24 protein-coding genes and 2 pseudogenes are annotated in these 19,988 nt (G+C 38.6%); 23 read left to right on the top strand and 3 right to left on the bottom strand.

Annotated elements, in window-relative coordinates:
• The first annotated feature begins 110 nt into the window (after positions 1 to 110).
• The 14 genes and pseudogenes from ssuD to ACXAE4_RS13180 all read left to right on the top strand — a co-directional run bounded on the left by ssuD (position 111) and on the right by ACXAE4_RS13180 (position 7,601).
• Complete coding sequence (ssuD, locus tag ACXAE4_RS13115) at positions 111 to 1,181, top strand: FMNH2-dependent alkanesulfonate monooxygenase (RefSeq protein ID WP_140451444.1); 1,071 nt, start codon at positions 111 to 113, stop codon at positions 1,179 to 1,181.
• A gap of 121 nt (positions 1,182 to 1,302) precedes the next feature.
• Positions 1,303 to 2,076 (top strand): alpha/beta hydrolase, encoded by a 774-nt coding sequence (locus ACXAE4_RS13120; protein WP_115654222.1) that lies wholly within the window; start codon positions 1,303 to 1,305, stop codon positions 2,074 to 2,076.
• Between the two features lie 79 nt (positions 2,077 to 2,155).
• Positions 2,156 to 2,356 carry a DUF6501 family protein gene (locus tag ACXAE4_RS13125; RefSeq protein ID WP_013057578.1) on the top strand — a complete coding sequence of 67 codons (201 nt, stop codon included), beginning with the start codon at positions 2,156 to 2,158 and terminating at the stop codon, positions 2,354 to 2,356.
• A gap of 279 nt (positions 2,357 to 2,635) precedes the next feature.
• A complete protein-coding gene (locus ACXAE4_RS13130) occupies positions 2,636 to 2,875 on the top strand; it encodes a YiaA/YiaB family inner membrane protein (protein WP_013057577.1) in 240 nt (79 codons plus the stop codon).
• Between the two features lie 124 nt (positions 2,876 to 2,999).
• Entirely contained in the window at positions 3,000 to 3,521 is a 522-nt protein-coding gene (locus ACXAE4_RS13135; RefSeq protein ID WP_028412881.1) for a hypothetical protein, read from the top strand.
• 109 nt (positions 3,522 to 3,630) lie between these two features.
• Positions 3,631 to 3,849 (top strand): spore germination protein, encoded by a 219-nt coding sequence (locus ACXAE4_RS13140; protein WP_013083687.1) that lies wholly within the window; start codon positions 3,631 to 3,633, stop codon positions 3,847 to 3,849.
• 8 nt (positions 3,850 to 3,857) lie between these two features.
• A complete protein-coding gene (locus ACXAE4_RS13145) occupies positions 3,858 to 4,091 on the top strand; it encodes a hypothetical protein (RefSeq protein ID WP_028412882.1) in 234 nt (77 codons plus the stop codon).
• A gap of 155 nt (positions 4,092 to 4,246) precedes the next feature.
• On the top strand, positions 4,247 to 4,588 hold the full coding sequence (locus ACXAE4_RS13150) for a DUF1033 family protein (RefSeq protein ID WP_475236169.1): 342 nt from the start codon (positions 4,247 to 4,249) through the stop codon (positions 4,586 to 4,588).
• Positions 4,589 to 4,658: 70 nt separating this feature from the next.
• Positions 4,659 to 5,216, top strand: a complete 558-nt coding sequence (gene sigY / locus ACXAE4_RS13155; RefSeq protein ID WP_232217030.1) for an RNA polymerase sigma factor SigY — start codon at positions 4,659 to 4,661, stop codon at positions 5,214 to 5,216.
• The gene (locus ACXAE4_RS13160; protein ID WP_033579388.1) at positions 5,213 to 5,533 is read left to right on the top strand and encodes a YxlC family protein; all 321 of its coding nucleotides are present in this window, start codon (positions 5,213 to 5,215) and stop codon (positions 5,531 to 5,533) included. The genes sigY and ACXAE4_RS13160 overlap by 4 nt, the downstream gene beginning before the upstream one ends.
• The gene (locus ACXAE4_RS13165; protein WP_033579387.1) at positions 5,533 to 5,733 is read left to right on the top strand and encodes a hypothetical protein; all 201 of its coding nucleotides are present in this window, start codon (positions 5,533 to 5,535) and stop codon (positions 5,731 to 5,733) included. Before ACXAE4_RS13160 ends, ACXAE4_RS13165 begins: the two co-directional genes overlap by 1 nt.
• Positions 5,734 to 5,925: pseudogene (locus ACXAE4_RS13170) on the top strand (PLD nuclease N-terminal domain-containing protein).
• 12 nt (positions 5,926 to 5,937) lie between these two features.
• Positions 5,938 to 6,828 (top strand): ABC transporter ATP-binding protein, encoded by an 891-nt coding sequence (locus ACXAE4_RS13175; RefSeq protein ID WP_048019062.1) that lies wholly within the window; start codon positions 5,938 to 5,940, stop codon positions 6,826 to 6,828.
• Positions 6,825 to 7,601: an ABC transporter permease gene (locus tag ACXAE4_RS13180; protein WP_289577949.1), complete on the top strand. Its 777-nt coding sequence runs from the start codon at positions 6,825 to 6,827 to the stop codon at positions 7,599 to 7,601. Before ACXAE4_RS13175 ends, ACXAE4_RS13180 begins: the two co-directional genes overlap by 4 nt.
• A gap of 27 nt (positions 7,602 to 7,628) precedes the next feature.
• Here the strand turns inward: ACXAE4_RS13180 and ACXAE4_RS13185 are convergent, their stop codons facing one another.
• Both ACXAE4_RS13185 and ACXAE4_RS13190 read right to left on the bottom strand, forming a co-directional pair.
• Positions 7,629 to 8,432 carry a lipid II flippase Amj family protein gene (locus tag ACXAE4_RS13185; protein ID WP_289577948.1) on the bottom strand — a complete coding sequence of 268 codons (804 nt, stop codon included), beginning with the start codon at positions 8,430 to 8,432 and terminating at the stop codon, positions 7,629 to 7,631.
• 108 nt (positions 8,433 to 8,540) lie between these two features.
• Positions 8,541 to 8,687 carry a YuzK family famiily protein gene (locus ACXAE4_RS13190; protein ID WP_014459567.1) on the bottom strand — a complete coding sequence of 49 codons (147 nt, stop codon included), beginning with the start codon at positions 8,685 to 8,687 and terminating at the stop codon, positions 8,541 to 8,543.
• Between the two features lie 251 nt (positions 8,688 to 8,938).
• Between ACXAE4_RS13190 and ACXAE4_RS13195 the strand changes: the two genes are divergently transcribed.
• From ACXAE4_RS13195 to ACXAE4_RS13220, 6 genes and pseudogenes are all read left to right on the top strand, one after another.
• The gene (locus ACXAE4_RS13195) at positions 8,939 to 9,586 is read left to right on the top strand and encodes a VC0807 family protein (protein WP_013057564.1); all 648 of its coding nucleotides are present in this window, start codon (positions 8,939 to 8,941) and stop codon (positions 9,584 to 9,586) included.
• Positions 9,587 to 9,747: 161 nt separating this feature from the next.
• Positions 9,748 to 10,422 carry a GntR family transcriptional regulator gene (locus ACXAE4_RS13200; protein ID WP_289577946.1) on the top strand — a complete coding sequence of 225 codons (675 nt, stop codon included), beginning with the start codon at positions 9,748 to 9,750 and terminating at the stop codon, positions 10,420 to 10,422.
• Positions 10,419 to 11,111: a DUF2848 family protein gene (locus tag ACXAE4_RS13205; RefSeq protein ID WP_289577945.1), complete on the top strand. Its 693-nt coding sequence runs from the start codon at positions 10,419 to 10,421 to the stop codon at positions 11,109 to 11,111. The genes ACXAE4_RS13200 and ACXAE4_RS13205 overlap by 4 nt, the downstream gene beginning before the upstream one ends.
• A pseudogene (locus ACXAE4_RS13210) lies at positions 11,108 to 11,877 on the top strand (carbon-nitrogen family hydrolase). The gene ACXAE4_RS13205 and the pseudogene ACXAE4_RS13210 overlap by 4 nt, the downstream one beginning before the upstream one ends.
• A gap of 38 nt (positions 11,878 to 11,915) precedes the next feature.
• Positions 11,916 to 13,211, top strand: coding sequence for an MFS transporter (locus tag ACXAE4_RS13215; protein WP_051418554.1), 1,296 nt, complete (start codon positions 11,916 to 11,918; stop codon positions 13,209 to 13,211).
• A 190-nt stretch (positions 13,212 to 13,401) separates the two neighbouring features.
• Complete coding sequence (locus ACXAE4_RS13220; protein ID WP_223260190.1) at positions 13,402 to 13,674, top strand: hypothetical protein; 273 nt, start codon at positions 13,402 to 13,404, stop codon at positions 13,672 to 13,674.
• A 57-nt stretch (positions 13,675 to 13,731) separates the two neighbouring features.
• Here ACXAE4_RS13220 and ACXAE4_RS13225 read toward each other — a convergent pair whose 3' ends face one another.
• Positions 13,732 to 15,432 carry an L-lactate permease gene (locus ACXAE4_RS13225; protein ID WP_028412893.1) on the bottom strand — a complete coding sequence of 567 codons (1,701 nt, stop codon included), beginning with the start codon at positions 15,430 to 15,432 and terminating at the stop codon, positions 13,732 to 13,734.
• Positions 15,433 to 15,814: 382 nt separating this feature from the next.
• On the opposite strand from ACXAE4_RS13225, the gene ACXAE4_RS13230 reads away from it, so the two are divergent.
• From ACXAE4_RS13230 to ACXAE4_RS13240, 3 genes are read left to right on the top strand one after another with little or no spacing between them, the layout of a single operon-like run.
• Positions 15,815 to 17,140, top strand: a complete 1,326-nt coding sequence (locus ACXAE4_RS13230) for an FAD-binding oxidoreductase (RefSeq protein WP_028412894.1) — start codon at positions 15,815 to 15,817, stop codon at positions 17,138 to 17,140.
• A complete protein-coding gene (locus tag ACXAE4_RS13235) occupies positions 17,141 to 18,502 on the top strand; it encodes a (Fe-S)-binding protein (RefSeq protein WP_028414362.1) in 1,362 nt (453 codons plus the stop codon).
• Positions 18,486 to 19,937, top strand: a complete 1,452-nt coding sequence (locus ACXAE4_RS13240) for an FAD-linked oxidase C-terminal domain-containing protein (protein WP_028412895.1) — start codon at positions 18,486 to 18,488, stop codon at positions 19,935 to 19,937. The genes ACXAE4_RS13235 and ACXAE4_RS13240 overlap by 17 nt, the downstream gene beginning before the upstream one ends.
• The last annotated feature ends 51 nt before the right edge of the window (positions 19,938 to 19,988 follow it).

The raw sequence follows: 19,988 nt of genomic DNA on the forward strand, positions 1-19,988 counted from the left end.
ATTACATACGCTAATATAAAAATGCATCTCTGTAATTAGCGGACAAGAATTGAACAAACAATATGAAAACGCTTTATATAGAATACGAGAATATTTAGGAGGAAATGGAAATGAACATCTTATGGTTTTTCCCTACAGCAGGCGACGGACATTATCTAGGCACAACCGAAGGAAGCAGAACAAGTGACATTCACTACTTAAAGCAAATCGCACACGGGCTGGATTATCTAGGATATGACGGCGCTTTATTGCCTACTGGTTCAAATTGTGAAGATTCATGGGTGATTGCATCGGCACTTGCTTCCGTTACGAATCGACTGAAGTTTTTAATTGCACTTCGCCCAGGTGTCATGTCTCCCACACTTTCAGCACGGATGGCTTCGACATTCGATCAAATGTCAAACGGCCGACTTATGTTAAATATTGTGACGGGAGGAGATCCCGTGGAGCAAGCAACGTACGGTAACTATTTAAGTCATGATAAACGCTATGAGTTAACAGATGAATTTTTAACGATTTGGCGAGATGTAATGGCAGGAAAAAAAGTGAATTATAAAGGAGAACATGTTGATGTAACAGGCGCGTACATTCCATCGCCTCCTGTCCAAAAACCGTATCCTCCGCTGTACTTTGGCGGATCTTCTCCAGCAGGAAAAGAAGTAGGAGCAAAGCATGCAGATGTATATTTGTTATGGGGAGAGCCACCTGCAGTGATTAAAACAAAAATTGATGAGATGAAAGAAAAAGCTGCAAACGAAGGTAGGGACATTCGTTTTGGTATTCGCCTCCACGTTATTGTAAGAGAATCGGAAGACGAAGCGTGGGAATCTGCAGATAAATTAATTAAACATGTTAATGATGATACGATCAAAGCGTTTCAAGATAAGTTTGCCTCATTTGACTCCACTGCCCAAAAAACACAGTCAAGTTTGCACAGCGGCACAAAAGATCGAAGTGCACTGGAGATTGCTCCGAATCTATGGGCTGGAATTGGCTTAGCACGAGAAGGAGCTGGAACCGCTCTTGTTGGAAGTCCTGAAATTGTAGCGGATCGTTTAAAAGAATACAAAGAGCTAGGAATTGATACGTTTATTTTATCAGGCTACCCGCATCTAGAAGAAGCGTATACGTTTGCTGAGCTAGTATTTCCACATATTCAAAAAGAACGAAGCAAGAGATAATTCTTGCTTCGTTCTTTTTGAATCGTAAAAAAATAAATACCCCAGTTGACTTATAGGAATTATAGGTGTATTATAAAGATAGTTCATTTAGTCAGAAAATTTGTGATAAAGGGTGAAGAAAATGGAACGTTATGACGTAATTCAAGGCGCAGAATCTTTTTATTATAAAGGCAACGACATTGGTATACTTGTTTCTCACGGATTTATGGGGACTCCTCAAAGTATGGAATATATCGGAAAAGAATTAGCTGAAAAAGGTTTTACTGTGTACGGTTTGCGACTAACGGGACATGGTACTCACTACTATGATATTGAACAAACAACGTACGAGGAATGGAAGCAAGACTTTTTAAATGGGTATCAGCGTTTGAAGCAAGAATGCCGTCATGTATTTATCTTGGGTCAGTCCATGGGAGGCACTCTCACCTTTCATACAGCAAGCCAAGGATTAGATCTTGACGGAGTTATTGCAATCAATCCGGCTATGACGTCCATTCCTTCAATGGAGCCTTACCGCTCTCGTCATACGCCTCGTTATTTAAAAGAAGATCATCCTGATATTAAGGATCCAAACGTACATGAAATTACGTACGACAAAGTACCAGTGCGCTCTATGCGTGAGCTGCTTTCTTTAATGGACGAAACAAAAGAACGCTTACCTTATGTAACGTGCCCGGCTTTAGTACTAACATCAACCGTTGATAACGTAGTACCGCCTGAGAATTCAGCTTATATCTTAAACCATATTCAATCAGCAGAAAAAAGACAGCACATGCTTCGAAACTCTTACCATGTTGCGTCGATGGATTTTGATAAAGACACAATTGTTGCACAAACGGCACAGTTTGTACAAGCAACAGTTGCCAAAAAAAAAGTGCATGAGCGAATTTTTTAATTTTTAAATTCGCTCCGTTTCTTTTTTACTTCAAGTAAGATAAAATGAATCTTGAATGAAAACAAAGGAGTGTACATACATGATTCATTTAGAATGGAACGATCGTCCAACAATTAAACAAGTAAAATGCATACATACAGATGCAAAAAAATTCGTGGTTGAAAATGTTTTAACAGCAGGAAAAACATATGATGTAAAAAACGAAACAGAAGAATTTTATTTTGTTGTTGATAACACTGGCCAAGTCGGCGGCTTTTATAAAGAATACTTTGAAGGCTAAACAAAAAAATCATCGTCTCGGCGATGATTTTTTTATTGCAATAATTAAATGGAGCTTTTCTTAATGAAAACGAATGAACATACTTTTAAAGAGAAATTCCATATATCTCATCATTTCGAAAAAAAGCTTTATGATAAAAATAGGATGTAAGACCTAAATTCTTCCGTTTCTTGTTCTGATTAAAAGGGTAACTGACTATAAATACCCATGACAACAATTATTTTACAATGTAAAATGAAAGCGACGCTTAACAGAAAAAGGAAAAGAGGAGGTCATACGATGAAAAAGCGTAATACAGCAGCTTTTACATTTTTAGCATGGACAGCTTTTATTACAGCACTATTAGCTATGTTTATAGGAATTTATACCTTAGATGCATCATTACCGGTAAAAGGTTATTATGCTGTTGGAACATTATACTTAACGATGTCCGCTTTTGTGCTTCAAAAAACCATTCGTGATAACGAAGAAGATACGGCGCACGAACGCAAATACGACAAAGCAGAAGAAGAATTGTAGAGCTAAAAAAAGCATTTTTCTAGCTCTTTGAAAAACATCCCCATTTTTGGGAGATGTTTTTTTATATAAAAAAACAGGGAACTTGTCACTCCATGTCGTATTAATAAAGAAGGAGGCGATTGAATTGACACAACTAATGATTAATAACGTAAATTTTCACGTTGATATGTTTGAAGAAAAAATGATTACTGATGCGAATACAGGTGAAGAGTTGAAAAGGCTAAACTTTTCTTTTTCGGTTGTAGGCAAAGCAGCTTATGATAAATATGATGCATTTTTTGAGGATCCGTACTTTGAAGTAACAAATATGGAGACAAAAGAAACGCTAACACTAAAAAACATTTCGCATAGCACATTTTATCAGTCACCTGAAATTACAGATCATACAAATATTGTTTTCAGAGTGAAGCTGCAGCAAGAACCTGTTAAAGAAAAAGAACAAGTGAAAAATGAACGTCCAACAGAGAGCACGGTCAACGAAATGCTTTTATCTAGAATAAAGTTTAAGGCTCTTGTCGAAATACTTGAAGAAAAAGGACTTCTAACAGAGAATGAGTTGTATACTAAAATTGAAGAAGTAGCAGAACGAGATTTTGATATTCTTCGAGATGAATTAAGTCATTCTAAAAAAGAGGTAAAAGCGTAAAAATACCCCACTCTGCAGGGGGATTTTTTATTTATATCCATTAATTTATAACCCTTTTGATAAATCATTCATATATTACATCACGATGAAAATAAAAAGGGTGAGGATAATGCCGATTGTTATTAATCATGTAGTGATTCCAAATGTTACAGGAGGAGTCGTTACATTTGGCGACACGTACTATGTTTCTCCAAAAAGTAACAGTAAAACTGCGCAAGGTTCAGGGTCTTCAAATACAGGAATTTGTGTAAATACAAATTCGGGACTTTCTAATACAAATACGCTCGATCCGGATGGTTCTGACCAAAACGGCTTCGGAAACGGATAAGGAAAGAGATGTTTTACTCTTCTTTCTACACGCCTTTTCAGTATTCGTTTTATCCGTATTTTATGCCTTCTTTTGCACGTCCAATTGGATTTGTCGTGTCACCTGATGGAGCGATGGATAACTGGTGGGGCAAAAAACCATCTTGGTGGGGGAAAATCACGCCTTCAGCCGGCGTTTTCCCTCCTGTTACCCAGTATTATACGGGCAGTTTAGTTCCTTATAGTTTAAGGGGCTATTACTAATATAAAAAAGAAGTTCAGATTAAGCCAACTTGTTAGCGCCTATTTCCTAAAAATAGGCGTTTTTTTCCGTTTTACTTGATTCAAAGTTATTTTTGCTGAATAATAAGGAAAAGAGAATTTTTAGAAGTAAGCTGTAAGTAAGGAGATGTTCAATCATGACAGATAAATGGAGAGTTCATAAAATAAAAAGTGATTGTGAACCTTGGCTGTTTTTAGAAGGCTGGGAAAAAGATATTATTGAAACCATTGAATTTGAAAAAAAAGAAGAAGCGCTTCGCTACTACGCGATGATGATTTATGAATTTCATCAAAAATACGCAAGCGTGCGAAGTGATGAACTAGCGCTCTTTAGCTTTTGGAACGAAGGCGAAAAGGAATTTTGTGAAGCCTGTGATGATGATATTCAAATCTTCCACGGTGTTTTATTCGCTAAAAACGATGAAGTCTATTCATTAGAAGAAGATGAAGAAGGATTAAAAATGCTTCGTACTAAATAAAAACGTCCTGCGGGGCGTTTTTTTTATATAAAAAATGAACGATTTCAATCGCTCAAGCGTCATATAGGTGATGAAACAAAAAGGAGGGGTGACCGCTTTGGAACAAGATGATTTCATCCTTGTCCAAAAAGCATTACAAGGTGATGATGATGCCTTTTCATTATTATTTCAGCGCTATCATTCATTTTTATATAAATACCTTTTAAAGCTGACATTAGATGAGGACTTATGCAGTGAATTGTGTCAGGAAGCAATGATGAAGTGTTACGTGAATCTTTCTTCATACAAAAATGAAGCAAAGTTTTCGACTTGGATGATATCCATTGCTTCAAGACTGTACATGGATTATTTGCGTAAGCAAAAACGTGAAAAAAGCAGTCTTCAGCGAATAAAGCAGGCTTTATCGCATCAGCTTCAGTGGAAAGCTAAATACAAAGGAGTGGAGTGGAGCGAGATGTTTTCCGATTTTAATGAACTCGATTCGCGCTTTCGAATTCCTGTCTTGCTTCGACATTATTACGGATATACATACGATGAGATTGCCCATATGCTGAATATGCGAGCAGGAACGGTCAAATCAAGAGTAAATAAAGGAGTAAATATACTGAGAAAGGAGTGGAAAGAATGAGGGAAGAAAATGACAATCAGTCCTTACATTCTTTAAAAAAAGATTGGGAGCAGCTAGAGAGTTTAGCAAGTCATGAACGTATTTCTCTTCATGCAATTCAAGAACAGCTTCTCATTCAAAAACAAAAGCAGAAAAAAGCTTTCCGGAAAGAGTTATGCTTATTTACATTAACAGCACTTGTTATTTTAACGGTAGTGGCAACGGCTATTTTACAAATACCTGCCTTATTTATCGCCATTGAGGTAATTGGCATCATTGTTGCGCCTCTTTCTTTTATCGTTTTTCACTATAAACGAAAAAAGGAGATGTTTTTATAATGAATGAAAAATGGATTATTGTGCTGTTTATTTCACCATTTCTCCTTCTTCAAAGCTTTCTACTTTTTATCAATGCAAAAAAACGCGGCGCCCATCCATGGTTTTGGGGAATATGGGGACTGATTCAAATTCCAATGCCAACGCTTTTTTATTGGTTTTTTATTATTTGGCTTCCAGCACGAAAAAAAAGGGGGATGTAAATGAAGGACATTAACTGGTTGTTAATTGCTCCAATTCTATTCTTACAATTGCTTTTAATGATTCCAGCGTTAATAAGCTGCATAAAGTAAGAAGAGACAAACGGACCAAAATGGTTATGGGGACTCATCATTTTATGTGTAAGTACAGTCGGTCCCGTTTTATATTTTGTTTTAGGACGTAAAAAACAGTGAGGTGGAGCGAAGATGTTTATGCAAGTAGAAGGACTGACAAAAACGTACCGTAATATAACCGTTGTAGATAACCTTTCATTTAATCTCGATAAAGGAAAATGTGCAGCATTGTTAGGCCCTAATGGTGCAGGTAAGACGACTACTTTGCATATGATTGCAGGTCTTACTGCACCTAATAAAGGGAAAATTTCTTTTGAAGATAAACAGCATCAAGACGTACGATCATTTATTGGCTTTCTGCCGCAGCATCCTACGTTTTTTAATTGGATGACGCCTCAGCAGTATTTAACTTTTTTAGGCCTTTTATCTAACATTTCAAAAAATGTGCTTTCTCAACGAATAGATGAAGTACTTGAAACGGTAGGTTTAAAAGGAAAGGAAAAGCAGAAAATTGCAGGCTTTTCTGGAGGAATGAAACAACGTTTGGGCTTAGCACAAGCCTTGTTACATAAACCTGAACTGCTAATTTTAGATGAACCCGTTTCGGCTTTGGATCCTGAAGGCAGAAAAGATGTCCTAATGATTATCGAAACATTAAAAAAAGATACGACCATCCTTTTTTCAACTCACATTTTGCATGATGCGGAACAAATATGCGATAACATGATTATGATTAAAAACGGACGCATGAAATGGAATGGAACAAAGAGTTCGCTGCGCCAAGAGTTTGCGGATCCTGCTTTTACGATTGAAACAGAAGAAAGGCTCCCTGCATCATTTAGCAGTCTGCCAAGTGAACAGGTGCTGTTTCATTCTCCTTATAAAGCCACTGTAAGTGTAAAAGATACATCTCAGCAGCAGCTGCTGCTTCAACTGCTTGTTGATCAACAAGCAAATCTTGTTTTATTTGAACGAAAACAGCATTCTCTCGAAGATGTGTATCTAGAGGTGATGAATAAATGAATATATTTGGAGTCTTATTTAAAAAGGAGCTGCATGAATTATTTGCGAACGGCAAAGCAATTTGGCTGCCCATCTCTCTAATTTTGCTAGGCATCACACAGCCTTTAACGAATTATTATATGCCACAAATCATTAACATGGCAGGAAATTTGCCAAAAGGAGCCATTATTCAACTTCCTACGCCCACCGGTCAAGAAGTATTGCAAGGTGTCCTTTCACAATATAGCACAATAGGAATCTTATTGATTGTACTAGCAAGCATGAATATGATTTCAAATGAACGACAAAATCATGCGGCTGTACTTGTTATGATGAGACCGGTGAGCGTCATTCAATACATTATGAGTAAATGGGCTGCGCAAATCGTACTGGTTATTGGCTCAATGTTTATAAGCTATATAGCAGCGTGGTATTATACAAACCTTTTATTTTCACATGTGGATTGGACTCATATGATAGTTAGCTTTCTTTTATACAGCCTGTGGCTGATTTTTATCTTGTCCGTGCTAGTGGCAGCTGGAACCTTTCTTTTACAAAGCGGAGGAATTGCTGGAGTAAGCATTTTGATTATTGCGTCACTTTCATTTTTAAGTACTTTGTTTACGAATCAATTAAAGTGGAGTCCTGCGGCGCTGTCACAATACGCCGGTCGTATACTTGAACAATTGCACTGGTCACAAAGTGTCACCTATACCGTAGTTGTTACATTAGTGAGCTGTTTTCTTCTTTTAATTGCTGCTGTTTATAGATACAAAAAAGTAGAATATGTATAAAAAGACTTCTGAAACGAAGTCTTTTTTCTAGGGAATTAATTTGCAAATCCAAGCGATATAAAGAGCAGCAGGGACTAAGAGAACCTGGGCACATACTGTCCCGCATAATCGAGAGATGACGAGTGTACCAACCATTTTGTTCATAGATTGCTTAGTAGATTCACCTTTCATTACCTTTTCAGTTAAAATGGCTACTTGCGGATCTACAAACACAGCAAGGGTAATCATCGCTAGTCCGTTAATAAGACCAGAAGACATCAGAATCGATTTAGAAAGAGTAGGCTCGAGCGTAGAAGCATAAAGAGTGGAAAGAACACCTACTGTATAAATGGTCGTAGCCATTAAATTTAAAAGAAGCAATCGCTTGGGCACTCCGCCTATTCGCAGCTGAGACAGCATAATCCACCTAGGACGCTTCACGTGTTTTTTTGCTTTCTCAAGGGTATGTATGGAAGTAATGTTTTTCATCATTTTGGGTACAGATCCTGCTACTTCTAAGTGTGAAATCATGCGAGAGAAGATTGATACAAAGCTAGGAATTAAAAGAGCACCTGCGATTGTCCCAATAGAGGCCGCGAGCAAGATAGTTTGAAGCTGATGAAGTAGAAGGGACAAATCTTCTTTAGACTGGACCGCATCTCCTAATTTGCCGGTCAGCGGAGCTTGCACCATATTAGCTGTTCTTGAAACGATGACAATAATATTAAAAAGAGATAGGGCCACGACTAGTTTTCCAGTTTTCAAGCCCGCGAGTCTCACAGAGTAGGCTAGTGTTTCAATCATGTGAATAATTCCTACAAATACACAAATAATCAGTAATTTTTCCATCATAATAAGTAAGTTCCTTTCTTTGATACACGCACTTCCTTATTATGTATAATTTTGGTTCATTTGTAAATAAAAAGCCGCTTGCTACCAAGAGTAGCAAGCGGCTTTTTATTATCGATGCTGGTTAATATCACGAAGTATATCTTTGCTAGCCTGATAATCTTTTTCCCGTTCTTTTTCCACCTGTAGACGTTTGTCTAGTTTACGGCTATATTCAGCATACCCCACGCCGTGAGAAAGCTGCATGGCCTTTTCCATTTCTGACGTGTACGTTAGGTGAAGTGCGATAATGAATCAATCCTTTCAGCATTTTTCACTTGTGGCACATGTATTGCTGCTCAAGTGTTTCGATGTTTATAATTCTTGAAGTCTTTCTAGAAATCGTTTTCCCTGTCGCTTTGGATCTAAACATAAATGATTAAAATTTCATAACATTCCAGGTAAAAGCCTTTTTTTCTTGCGTAGTATCCCATATAATAGCAGGAACAACGTTTTTAAAGGAGTTATATATGAACAATACAAAACGAGTATGGTTTGATTTACTTTTTTATATCGCTATTCCTTACCTAATATGGAATCAGGGAAAAGATATTATTGGTGATTACTATGCCATTTTGCTTTCAACAGCACCAGCGTTTGTGTATACCATTTATACATTTATTAAAGATCGCCAGTTTAACGTAACAGGATTGTTTATTGTCATTACGCTGCTGGCACGTACCATTATTGATTTAATTTCAGGAAACGCAGCGACGATGTTAAACAATCAAGTATACTTTATGATTGGACTGGCTGTAGTTGTCCTTTTTACCATTGTGATAAAAAAGCCAATTGGTTTGTACTTTTTTGTAGATACGGCGTACTTAATGGGCTATAAGCGAGAAGATTCTCTTAAGCTCTTCCACCAGCCTGATTTATTCAAGATGATGAACTGGCTTACAGTACTGTTCGCAGGTCGCTATGTATTTTTAGCAATTGTAAAATACGTATTGATTCAAAAGTACGGAGTAGAAGGGTACGGGAACATGATTGTATTCCGTCAAGCCGTTACGTGGGCATTCTCCATTTTAATTGCCGTCTACACGTATTTTATCTATAAAAAAATTCAAGATAAAACAGGGATGGATAATCCAATGAATCCAAATGTAAATGAATAAAAGGAGAAGCGTGCGTTTAGCTAACGTACGCTTTTTTAATGCAGAAACAAGTTTGTTAAATTTTCTGACAAATATGTTGTAAAGAGATTCTTTCATGTATATACTAAAAATAAGAAGTAACTGGCATGCCACATGCCAAAAGAATCAAAGGAGATAAAATTATGAGTTTATCAAAATTAACACAGCCGTTATCACTAAAGCAGCAGGCGTATGAAGGAATTAAAAACGCTATTATCGATCATACCATTGCTCCTGGAGAAGTCTTGTATGAAAGAAAATTAAGTGAAGAATTAGGAATCAGCCGTACGCCAATTCGTGAAGCTATCCCGCTTCTAGAATTAGAAGGGTGGGTTACATCAATTCCGAGAAAAGGAACGCTAGTGAGCAGTATTACCGCAAAAGATGTAGAAGAAGTCATTCAAATTAGACGTGGTTTAGAGGTGTTGGTAGTAGAGCTACTTATTCCGATAATCTCAGAGGAACAAATTTCAATGATTGAACAGCTTTATCAGCAGCAGGTAAGACTCCAAAAAGAAAATAAACTATTTATTTCTACAGATAAAGACTTTCATATCTTTTTAGCAGAATTAAGTGGAAATAGAAGATTAGTTAATCTAGTGCAAACTGTCAGTGACCAAATGCGCTGGTTTGGAATTAGCGCTTCTTACTTACCTAATCGAATAGAAGAGACGTTAAAAGAACATTCAGCTATTATTGATTGTTTAAAAGAAAAAGACGTCGACAAAGCAAAGAAAGCTGTACTTAATCATATTGATCTTACTCGAGAAGCTGTACTCGCCAGTCTAAAAAATAAAGAAGGAGATGTCAGTAAATGAAAAAAGTAACCGTTTATGTGGAAAGTGTAGAAAAGGGAATAAAAGAGGAAGACATTCATATAAAAGCTGTTCTTGTTGTTGGCTATGGTGGTAGAGATCTTAAAAAAGTTCAGGAGCACATTGACGAGTTGGCGGAAATTGGTGTCGCACCGCCGTCAACTATACCAGCTGTTTATCCAATGCAACTATCTAATCTGTCTTTTGAACAAGCAATTAACGTTGCAAGAAAAGAAACGTCGGGGGAAGCAGAATATGTTTTATTTCATAATGGAGCAGAATGGCTAATTACCCTTGGAAGTGACCATACGGATCGATTTCTCGAAATTGAAGATATTCAACTTTCAAAAGAATCTTGTCCTAAGCCTCTTGCGACTAAGTTTTGGCGTTTAGAAGACGTTCAAAATCATTGGGATCAGCTATATTTACGATCTTGGATTACAGATGAACAAGGGAGACGAAAATACCAGGAACATGACCTAACTTCTCTGCTCAGTGTTAATGATCTTCTCAATAAATTAGAGGGATTTGGTTATAAAGATATCTCAAATACAGTCATTTTTTCAGGAACAGTTCCAACATTAGAAGGCTTTGTATATGGGAGTGAATTTGAATATGAGCTTGCTGATCCGGTGTTAAACCGAAAGATTGAAAGCAGTTATTCAATTGCTATACAAGAGGTGAGAGTATGAAGATTGCGCTCATTCAATTAGATGTTCAAATTGGTGAACCAGATTGGAACTATCAGCATGTTAAAACGCTTATGTCCAAGGCAATGAAAGAAAAGCCAGATATAAAATGTGGAATACAGGCTATGCTTTAGAGCGTGCACAAGAGTTAGGAGATAGAAACGGTGTACTCACAAAAGAACTGTTATCCTCATTTGCTAAAGAGCATAATGTAACGGTTGTTGGTGGAAGCATTTTAAATTGTCAATCCCACAGACAGGAAGTAACCAATACTATGCTAGTTTTCAATGGACAAGGAGAACAAGTACTGGAGTACGATAAAATCCACTTATTTCGTTTGATGGATGAAGATAAATTTTTAAAAGCAGGAAATCGGTTTGGGCTGTTTTCTTATCAAGATATAAAAATAGGTACTATGATATGTTACGACTTGCGCTTTCCGCAGCTGTCTCGAAAGTTAGTAAATGATGGCGCCCAAATGTTAATTAACGTTGCACAATGGCCAACAGCGCGAGTAGATCATTGGAGAAGCCTATTAATTGCAAGAGCAATTGAAAATCAATGTTTTGTTATAGCTGTGAATCGCTGCGGGGAAAGTGAAGGAACTCCTTTTCCAGGAAATTCAATGGTAATAGATCCATTAGGTGAAATTCTGTTGGAGGGGTCTCAAGAAGAAGATATATATATTATTGAAGTTGACTTAGAGAAGGTGAAAAATGTTCGAGAACATATTCCAGTTATCACTGATCAACGGTTAGATTTATATTAAAAATACAGAATTTTCAAAAATATTGAGGAGGAAAGTAAATGGGGCAACCAGTTTATGAAGCAAATTCATCTGACAAAACACAGTCGAGAAAGGTCGTAGGGCTGCGTTGGTGGTTAGCACTTTTATTCTTTTTAATTGGTTTAATTGCTTACATGGATCGCTCTAACATCGCCATTATTGCTAAGCCAATGATGGAAGATTTAAATATGAATAAAGTTCAGTTTGGCATGCTAGCCTCTTTATTTTCACTAGGGTACGCCTTGTCTCAAATACCAGCTGGATTGCTGGCCGAGAAGTTCGGCGCTCGTAAAATTGTTTTCTATGCTTTAGTTTGGTGGTCTATATTCACAGGCTTAACGGCTTTAGTAAAGTCACACGGCTTAATCGGACTTGTTCGGTTTTTGTTTGGAGTTGGAGAAGGTCCCATGTATCCAGGAAACGCAGTATTTAATACGTACTGGTTCCCAAAGCAAGAAAAAGGAAGAGCTGCAAGTGCACTGCTTGCTGGTTCTTATTTTGGACCTGTTATCGCTCCCATTGTAACCGTTGCAATTTATCAATCTCTCGGCTGGAAAGCTGTGTTTTATATTTTTGCTTTAATAGGGTTACTTGTTGCATTCGTTTGGTATGCAATAGGCAGAAATCGCCCAGAAGAACATTCGTGGATTAGCAAAGAAGAGCTTTCATACATTATAGAGAATCGAACTGTTCAAAAAAAATCTAAGCAAACGGCCCCATGGGGAAAGTTTTTGAAAAATGGACGCTTCTGGGCTTTAGGTCTACAGTACTTCGTTGTATTATATATTGTAACTTTTTTCCTTGTATGGCTTCCCACTTATTTACTAGAAGCGCGTCAATTTTCTCTCAGCAGCATGGGATTCGCAGCAAGTTTACCGTGGCTATGCATTTTTATCACGGTTATGACTGGCGGGGCACTTTCGGATTCATTGTTAAAGAAAGGGAAATCTAAAATGTTTGCACGCGGTGCTTTAGCTATTGGCGGATTGGTTGTTTTTTCTATCTCCATGTATCTGGCAGCCTATGCAACTACACCTTGGATGAATGTCTTATGGTTAACCCTTGCTTTAGGTTCGCTCGGATTTCCTGTCGTGACATCATGGGCAGCAGCAGTTGACTTAGGAAATGAGTATTCAGGGTCTGTTTCGGGGTGGATGAACTTATGGGGAAATATTGGAGCATTTTTATCACCTATTCTGTGCGGATGGCTTGCTGAAACTATTGGATGGGAAGGAGCTTTACTAGTTAGTATCCTCCCAATTATTGTAGCTATTATACTATGGTTTGGAGTACGCCCGGATCGTTCTTTAACATAAGATTTTTTATATTATCTGGCATACCACATGCCAATACAAGGTAAGATAGCCATAGAACATTCCTACGGCTATCTTTTTTACATAGAAACCTTTGTTACAAAACAGTGAACAATACACAAAACACTAACATCTCATTTAAAATTAATAGTAAAATAACGCTATTAAAAACGGGATGAAAGTAGGTCAAGAAATGAAACTATTATTAGCATGTCAAAAGCAGCCTTATCGGATCTTAGAAATGATTATGGTGTTTTTCACTTTAATTTTTGTCGTACTGTCGTTTTTTGATTACCGTCAGCTGTTTTTTCTCGTGTTTACCCTTGGAATTGTATTTGCTATTCGAGCGTTTGAAATGCAAGAAGGAGAGAAAAAGACGCAAGGAAACATCTGGCTGCTTGTCGGTGTTGTCATGATTTTGCTAGACATAGTTTTATTTGTTGTATATGCCATTAATCGATCTTAACTAAAAGAAAAAGGCTTCCGTGCAGAGGTTCACCTCTAGCTGCGGAAGCTTTTTTGATTAAGGAATCATCCACGATAATACATTGGATTGTAAAAATGTTAGTAGGCAGACAATCAGCAGTAAAAATAAGCTGTGCTTCACCGTAAAACGAAGCAAATCGGATTCTTTTCCTGCCAGCCCAACCGCAGCACAGGCGACGGCGATGGACTGCGGTGAAATCATTTTACCGGTTACTCCGCCCGAAGAGTTTGCTGCAAGCGCAAGAAGCGGATCCATTCCAATAGACGTAGCCGTGATTTTTTGCAAGTTGCCGAACAATAAGTTGGCTGATGTATCTGATCCTGTAATAAAAACACCAAGCCAGCCGAGTACAGGAGAGAAAAAGGGAAATAACGCGCCTGTTTTAGCTAAAAGCAGACCTAAGGTTGTACTCATTCCAGAAGCATTTGTCACGTAAGCAAATGCAACTACGGACATAATGGTAAGAAGCGGCAGCGCTAATTCTTTGCACGTCTCGTTAAACGTAATAAACCAGTCTTTCCAAGAGATGTTGACGATAAATTTTGTGACAACAGCAGACAACAGGATAGCTGTGCCCGCAGCGCCTAGTAATTCTAACTTATACACTGCAGCAATTAGTTCTCCATTTCCATTTAAAATTAAATTATTTAACCAAGGTACTTCTGGCATAAACGTTAAATAATGTCCGACGGAATTGATAGCGCTCAAAAAAGCGTTAGCTCCTTCATAGTGACCCGTCAAAGCGGTTTTAATTTGAGGGATTCCCCATATAGAAATAAAGATCGTTAAAATTAAAAAAGGTGACCACGCCTTTGCAATTTGAGCCCCCGTGAATGCGGGCTGACCTTGAGTTTCTCTTGGCTCAGCCGAAGCGGAAGCTACTTCATGTGCTGCTTTTTCAGATTGAAAGCGAAACGTTGTTTTCGGTTTCCAGAATTTTAAGAAAATAGCGAGCGCAAAAAGTGAAACGAGTGCCGATAAAATATCGGGAAGTTCAGGTCCTAAAAAGTTAGAGCTGACAAACTGTGTAAGAGCAAAAGAGACGCCGGATACTAAAATAGCAGGGAGTACTTCTACTGTTTTCTTAAATCCAGCCATTACAAAAACCAAATATAGCGGAATAAATACAGAAATAAAAGGAAGCTGGCGGCCTACCATTTTAGAGATTTCCATTGCCGCTACTCCAGTAGGACCCTCCATAGCCGTGATAGGAATACCGATTGCACCAAAAGCAACGGGTGCTGTGTTTGCTAATAAACATAAGCCAGCGGCATACAGCGGATTAAAACCTAGTCCTACAAGCAAAGCTGCTGAAATCGCAACAGGTGCACCAAAACCAGCGGCACCTTCAAGAAAAGCCCCAAACGAAAAAGCAACTAACAAAGCTTGAAGTCTGCGATCTTCTGTAATAGATACGACAGAGGTACGAATAATATCAAACTGACCGGTTTTGACGGTTAGTTTGTAAAGAAAAACGGACGTAATGATAATCCATCCAATCGGCAGTATACCGTATACGGCTCCTTGACTAGCTGACATAAAAGCCATGCTAGCCGGCATTTTATAGGCAAGCATCGCAACGGCAAGTGCGACCAGTAAGGTTGTAATCCCAGCCATATAACCTTTCATTCGTTTAATAGCCAGAGCCCAAAAGAAGTAAAGAATAGGAATCAAAGCGATTAATGAAGACCAAATGACGCTGTTTCCTACAGGAGTGAACTGCTGTGTCCATGTCATAACTAACACCTCATTTTCAAATTAGTGAACTACGAATTTAGTAAAACGAAACCATTAAAACTACGATGATAAGGTCATCTGATGACTTATGTAAAAATGAATTCGCTTACATTATATTCTAATACTTTCGTGATAGGCAAGTACTAAAAGAAACTTTTTTTCTAAAGAACGGACATTTTTTTGTTGATAAGAAGAAAATACTGGTTGAAAATCCCAAGAATAGGTGATTAAATGATTGTAAGCGCTTAAAATATATCTTTTCATCTATTCTACTAATTATTCTTCTTATTAATCTACTACTTTCAGTCGTATTATACATGGCACTTCTGTATGTTATTAGTGAAACGTTGTTTGCTATTACAAAACGAGAGGAGTCAATTTATTGAGTACGTTAGAACTTCCAGGTCATTTAAAATCCATTTTATCTCATCCTTCCACACTTGAAGAACAGCATATGAATCACTTCCTTGGAAATAACGGGTCCGTGCATGTTAAGCCAACTTCAGAACAAGAAATAGCAGCCGTTTTAAGGTATGCGGCGGAACACGGAAAAAAAGTCGTCATTGAAGGGAACGGTACCAAAAAAGGCTTTGGCGGGCTTATAGACACAGCAGATCTTTTGCTTTCGCTGACTGAATACAGCGGAATTGTTGAACATACAGTAGGCGATATGACGGTTACTGTAAAAGCTGGTACGCCGTTTGGAGAGCTGCAAACGTATTTAAAAACGTACAATCAGCAAGTTTCACTTGATCCAGCTCTAGGAGACTACGCTACAATCGGCGGAGTTATTGCAGCGAATGAAAGTGGCCCAAAGCGCTTGTCTTATGGATCAGCTCGAGATGCAGTAATCGGTATGAGAGTCGTATATTCAGATGGAACCATTGTTCGTTCAGGGGGAAAAGTCGTCAAGAACGTGGCTGGCTATGATATGAATAAGCTGTTTATTGGTTCAATGGGAACGCTCGGCGTTATATCCGAAATAACGTTAAAGCTGCGTCCGCTGCCCAAGTATCAAAGCGTTCTTTTTCTTTCTTTTTCAACAGGCAATATCGAAGAAATTCATGCGTTTGTTAGCAAAGTCTTAGACTCCATGATAGAGCCCGTTTCCTTGGAATTATTAAATCCTTCTCTAGCTGAAGATGTAATAGGGCAGCATCTGTTTACGCTTGTAATCAGCTTTGAAGATGTGGAAAGTTCCGTTCATTATCAAGAGAATTACATCAAAAGCATTCAGCCGTCTGATACGATTTTAAAAGTGCTTCATGAAAAAGAAGCCGAGGTATTTTGGGGATTTTTTAGTAACATTAGTCCAAATGGTGCATGCTGTTCTTCCGAAGAGGAAACGGAAGCCACTTTAAAAGTCGGTGTACCAAATATGAATGTACTTGACGTGATAAACAAAAGTACTGCTTTAAAAACATCCCTTCCCATGCTGGTAAAAGCACATGGAGGAGTTGGACACGGTCTTTGCTCAGTCTACATAAAGGGCTCAGAAGAAGCCATTCTTTCCGTTATCACTTCATTTACTGAAACGGCTAAAACGTACGGAGGATATGTGGTCGTTAAACATTTGCCTTTTATACTGCGTCAAAAAGTAAATGTGTGGGGGGAAAAACCTTCTCATTTTCCGTTACTAGCAGGAATTAAAGCAAAGGTGGACGCTAAAAATGTGCTTAACTATAAACGATTTATAGGAGGAATCTAAGTGAATTCAGCGAAAGCGGATATCAAAGATGCTCCATGTCAAAGCGTTAGCAATTATTTGTGGAAAGACGCGCCAGACGAAAAAAAATGGGCGGATTGTGTACACTGCGGAATGTGCTTGGAGTCTTGTCCTACTTACGAAATAACGGGGCAAGAACAGCATTCACCAAGAGGACGCGTGCACCTTATCAAATCGGTAGCAGAAGGAAAGATAAGCGTGAATGAACAGTTTACAGATCCTGTATTTGCTTGTTTGGACTGCCGTGCCTGTACAACTGCTTGTCCTGCAAATGTAGACGTTGGCGGACTCATTGAAGAAGCTCGCGGCCAAATTCGTCAGGCGATGCCTTTGACGGGATGGAAAGGAATGATCAGCAAGTTTTTTCTAAAGGAACTTTTTCCTCATTCCCATCGCTTAGAAGCTGCAGGAAGTCTATTAAAGTTGTATCAAAAAAGCGGGATGCAAAAAATGGTTCGCACAACAGGCATGTTAAATATGATGCCAACACATCTAGCAGAAATGGAACATGTAATGCCTAAAATTACCCGTTCTGTTCGAAAAAAATATAAAAAAGAACGCGTTCTGAAAGCAAAAGCCGAAAGAAAAGCCGAAGTTGCTTTTTTAACGGGCTGCATTATGGACGTCATGTTCAGTGATATTAACGAAGCGACTCTTAATGTATTAAGAAGAAACGGAAACGACGTTGTTATTCCTCATTCTCAGACGTGCTGTGGTGCTTTGCACGTTCATGCAGGAGACCGAGACATGGGAAGGCAGCTTGCCAAAAAAAATATAGAGGCGTTTCAGCATGCCGATACCATTATTGTAAACGCTGCGGGATGCGGCTGCATGTTAAAAGAGTATCCTGAACTATTTAGAGAAGAAGAGCAAGAGTGGCTTGAAAAAGCCGAAGTCTTTGCTAAAAAAGTCCAGGATATTTCAAAATACCTTCACGATACGGGATATCGCCCTCCGCAGGCGAAGCTGCATACGCGCATTACGTATCACGACGCTTGTCATTTAGCTCATGGTCAAGGAGTTAGAGAAGAACCAAGAGATATTTTGCTTTCTATTCCGGGAGTTGAAATGGTTCATATGGCTAACGCAGACAGATGCTGTGGAAGCGCAGGAATTTATAATTTAACAAACCCTGACATGGCGGGAGCCGTGCTTCAAAGTAAAATGGAAAATGTGCCCCCTGACGTAGAAATGATTTCAATGGGAAACCCAGGATGTATGCTGCAGATGGCAGTAGGAGTGAAAAAATATGGACGAAGTCAGCAAATTGTTCACACGGTACAGCTTTTGGAGTGGGCCTATCAAAAAGAAGAGGAGGAAGCGCATCGTGTTGAAGAAAAATAGAATAAAAGATCTTCACGTGAAAAATCTTTCTCAACTAGTAGATGCTCATTCTATTTTGTATCACAAAGAAGATTTACTTGCGTACGACTGCGATGGGTTTACTATTCACAGACACTTGCCTAAAGCGGTGTTATTTCCTAAAAATACGAAAGAAGTTTCTAGCATTGTTAAATACTGCAATGAACATGACTTGCCTTTTCTTGCAAGAGGAGCAGGCACAGGACTGAGCGGAGGAGCGATTCCGCTTAATAACGAAGTGATTATTAGTTTAGTAAAAATGAAGCGGCTGCTTAGCGTCGACTATGAAAACAGACGTGCCGTTGTAGAGCCCGGATTTATTAATCTTAAGTTAACTAATTCAATCTCTGAAAAAGGATATTATTATGCACCCGATCCTTCGAGTCAGTATTGCTGCACCATTGGTGGAAATGTAGCGGAAAACGCGGGAGGGGCACACTGTCTAAAATATGGCGTAACTACCAACCATATTTTAGGGCTAGAGGTGGTGCTTCCAAATGGAGATGTGATTGAACTTGGCAAGCAAGGTATTCCAGATGAACCGGGATATGATTTATTAGGACTTTTAACAGGATCAGAAGGGACGTTAGGAATCGTTACAAAAATTACGGTGCGCATTTTGAAAAACCCCGAAGCCAAACAAACGGTACTTGCCTATTTCGACCGCGTAGAAGACGGCAGTCAAGCGGTATCCGACATTATATCAGCCGGCATTGTGCCCGCTGCGCTTGAAATGATGGATAAAACCGCCATTGAAGGAGTGGAAGCTGCTGCGTTTCCAGTCGGACACCCTAGAGATATTGAAGCTCTTTTATTAATTGAAGTAGACGGCATTTCAGCCGGTATCGAAGAGCAAATCATACGTATTTTAGACGTATGCAAAAAACAAAACGTACGGGAAGTGAAAGTAGCTGAAAGTGAAGGAGAGCGCGCCAGGTGGTGGGCAAATCGCAAAACAGGATTTGGAGCGATGGGAGCTATATCCCCTGACTACCTCGTACAAGACGGCGTTATTCCAAGAAGTAAACTGCCTCAAGTGCTGAAGCGAATCAACAAAATTAGCGAAGAAGCAGGCCTTCGTATTGCCAATATTTTTCACGCTGGAGACGGGAACTTGCATCCGCTTGTATTATTTGATGCTAGAAAGCCAGGGGAAACTGAAAAAGCACTCGAAGCCGGAAGCGCATGTTTGCAAGTATGTGCAGAAGTAGGAGGAACGATTACCGGGGAACACGGTGTGGGCATTGAAAAAAAAGAAGAAATGCGATTTGTTTTTAATGAAGATGAAATTCAAGCACAAACGAATATACGAGAAGTATTTAATCCTAAAAATCTATTAAATGCAGGAAAGCTTTTTCCAAGTCCGAGCCGCTGCGCTGAAGTCAAAAAAGAAAAGAAAAAAGTGGGTTATTTTTAGAAAATTCTTGAAAATACATTCGCTCGATGATATGATTTTTTTAACAAAAAT

This window comes from Priestia sp. ABM2_011, assembly GCF_056158845.1.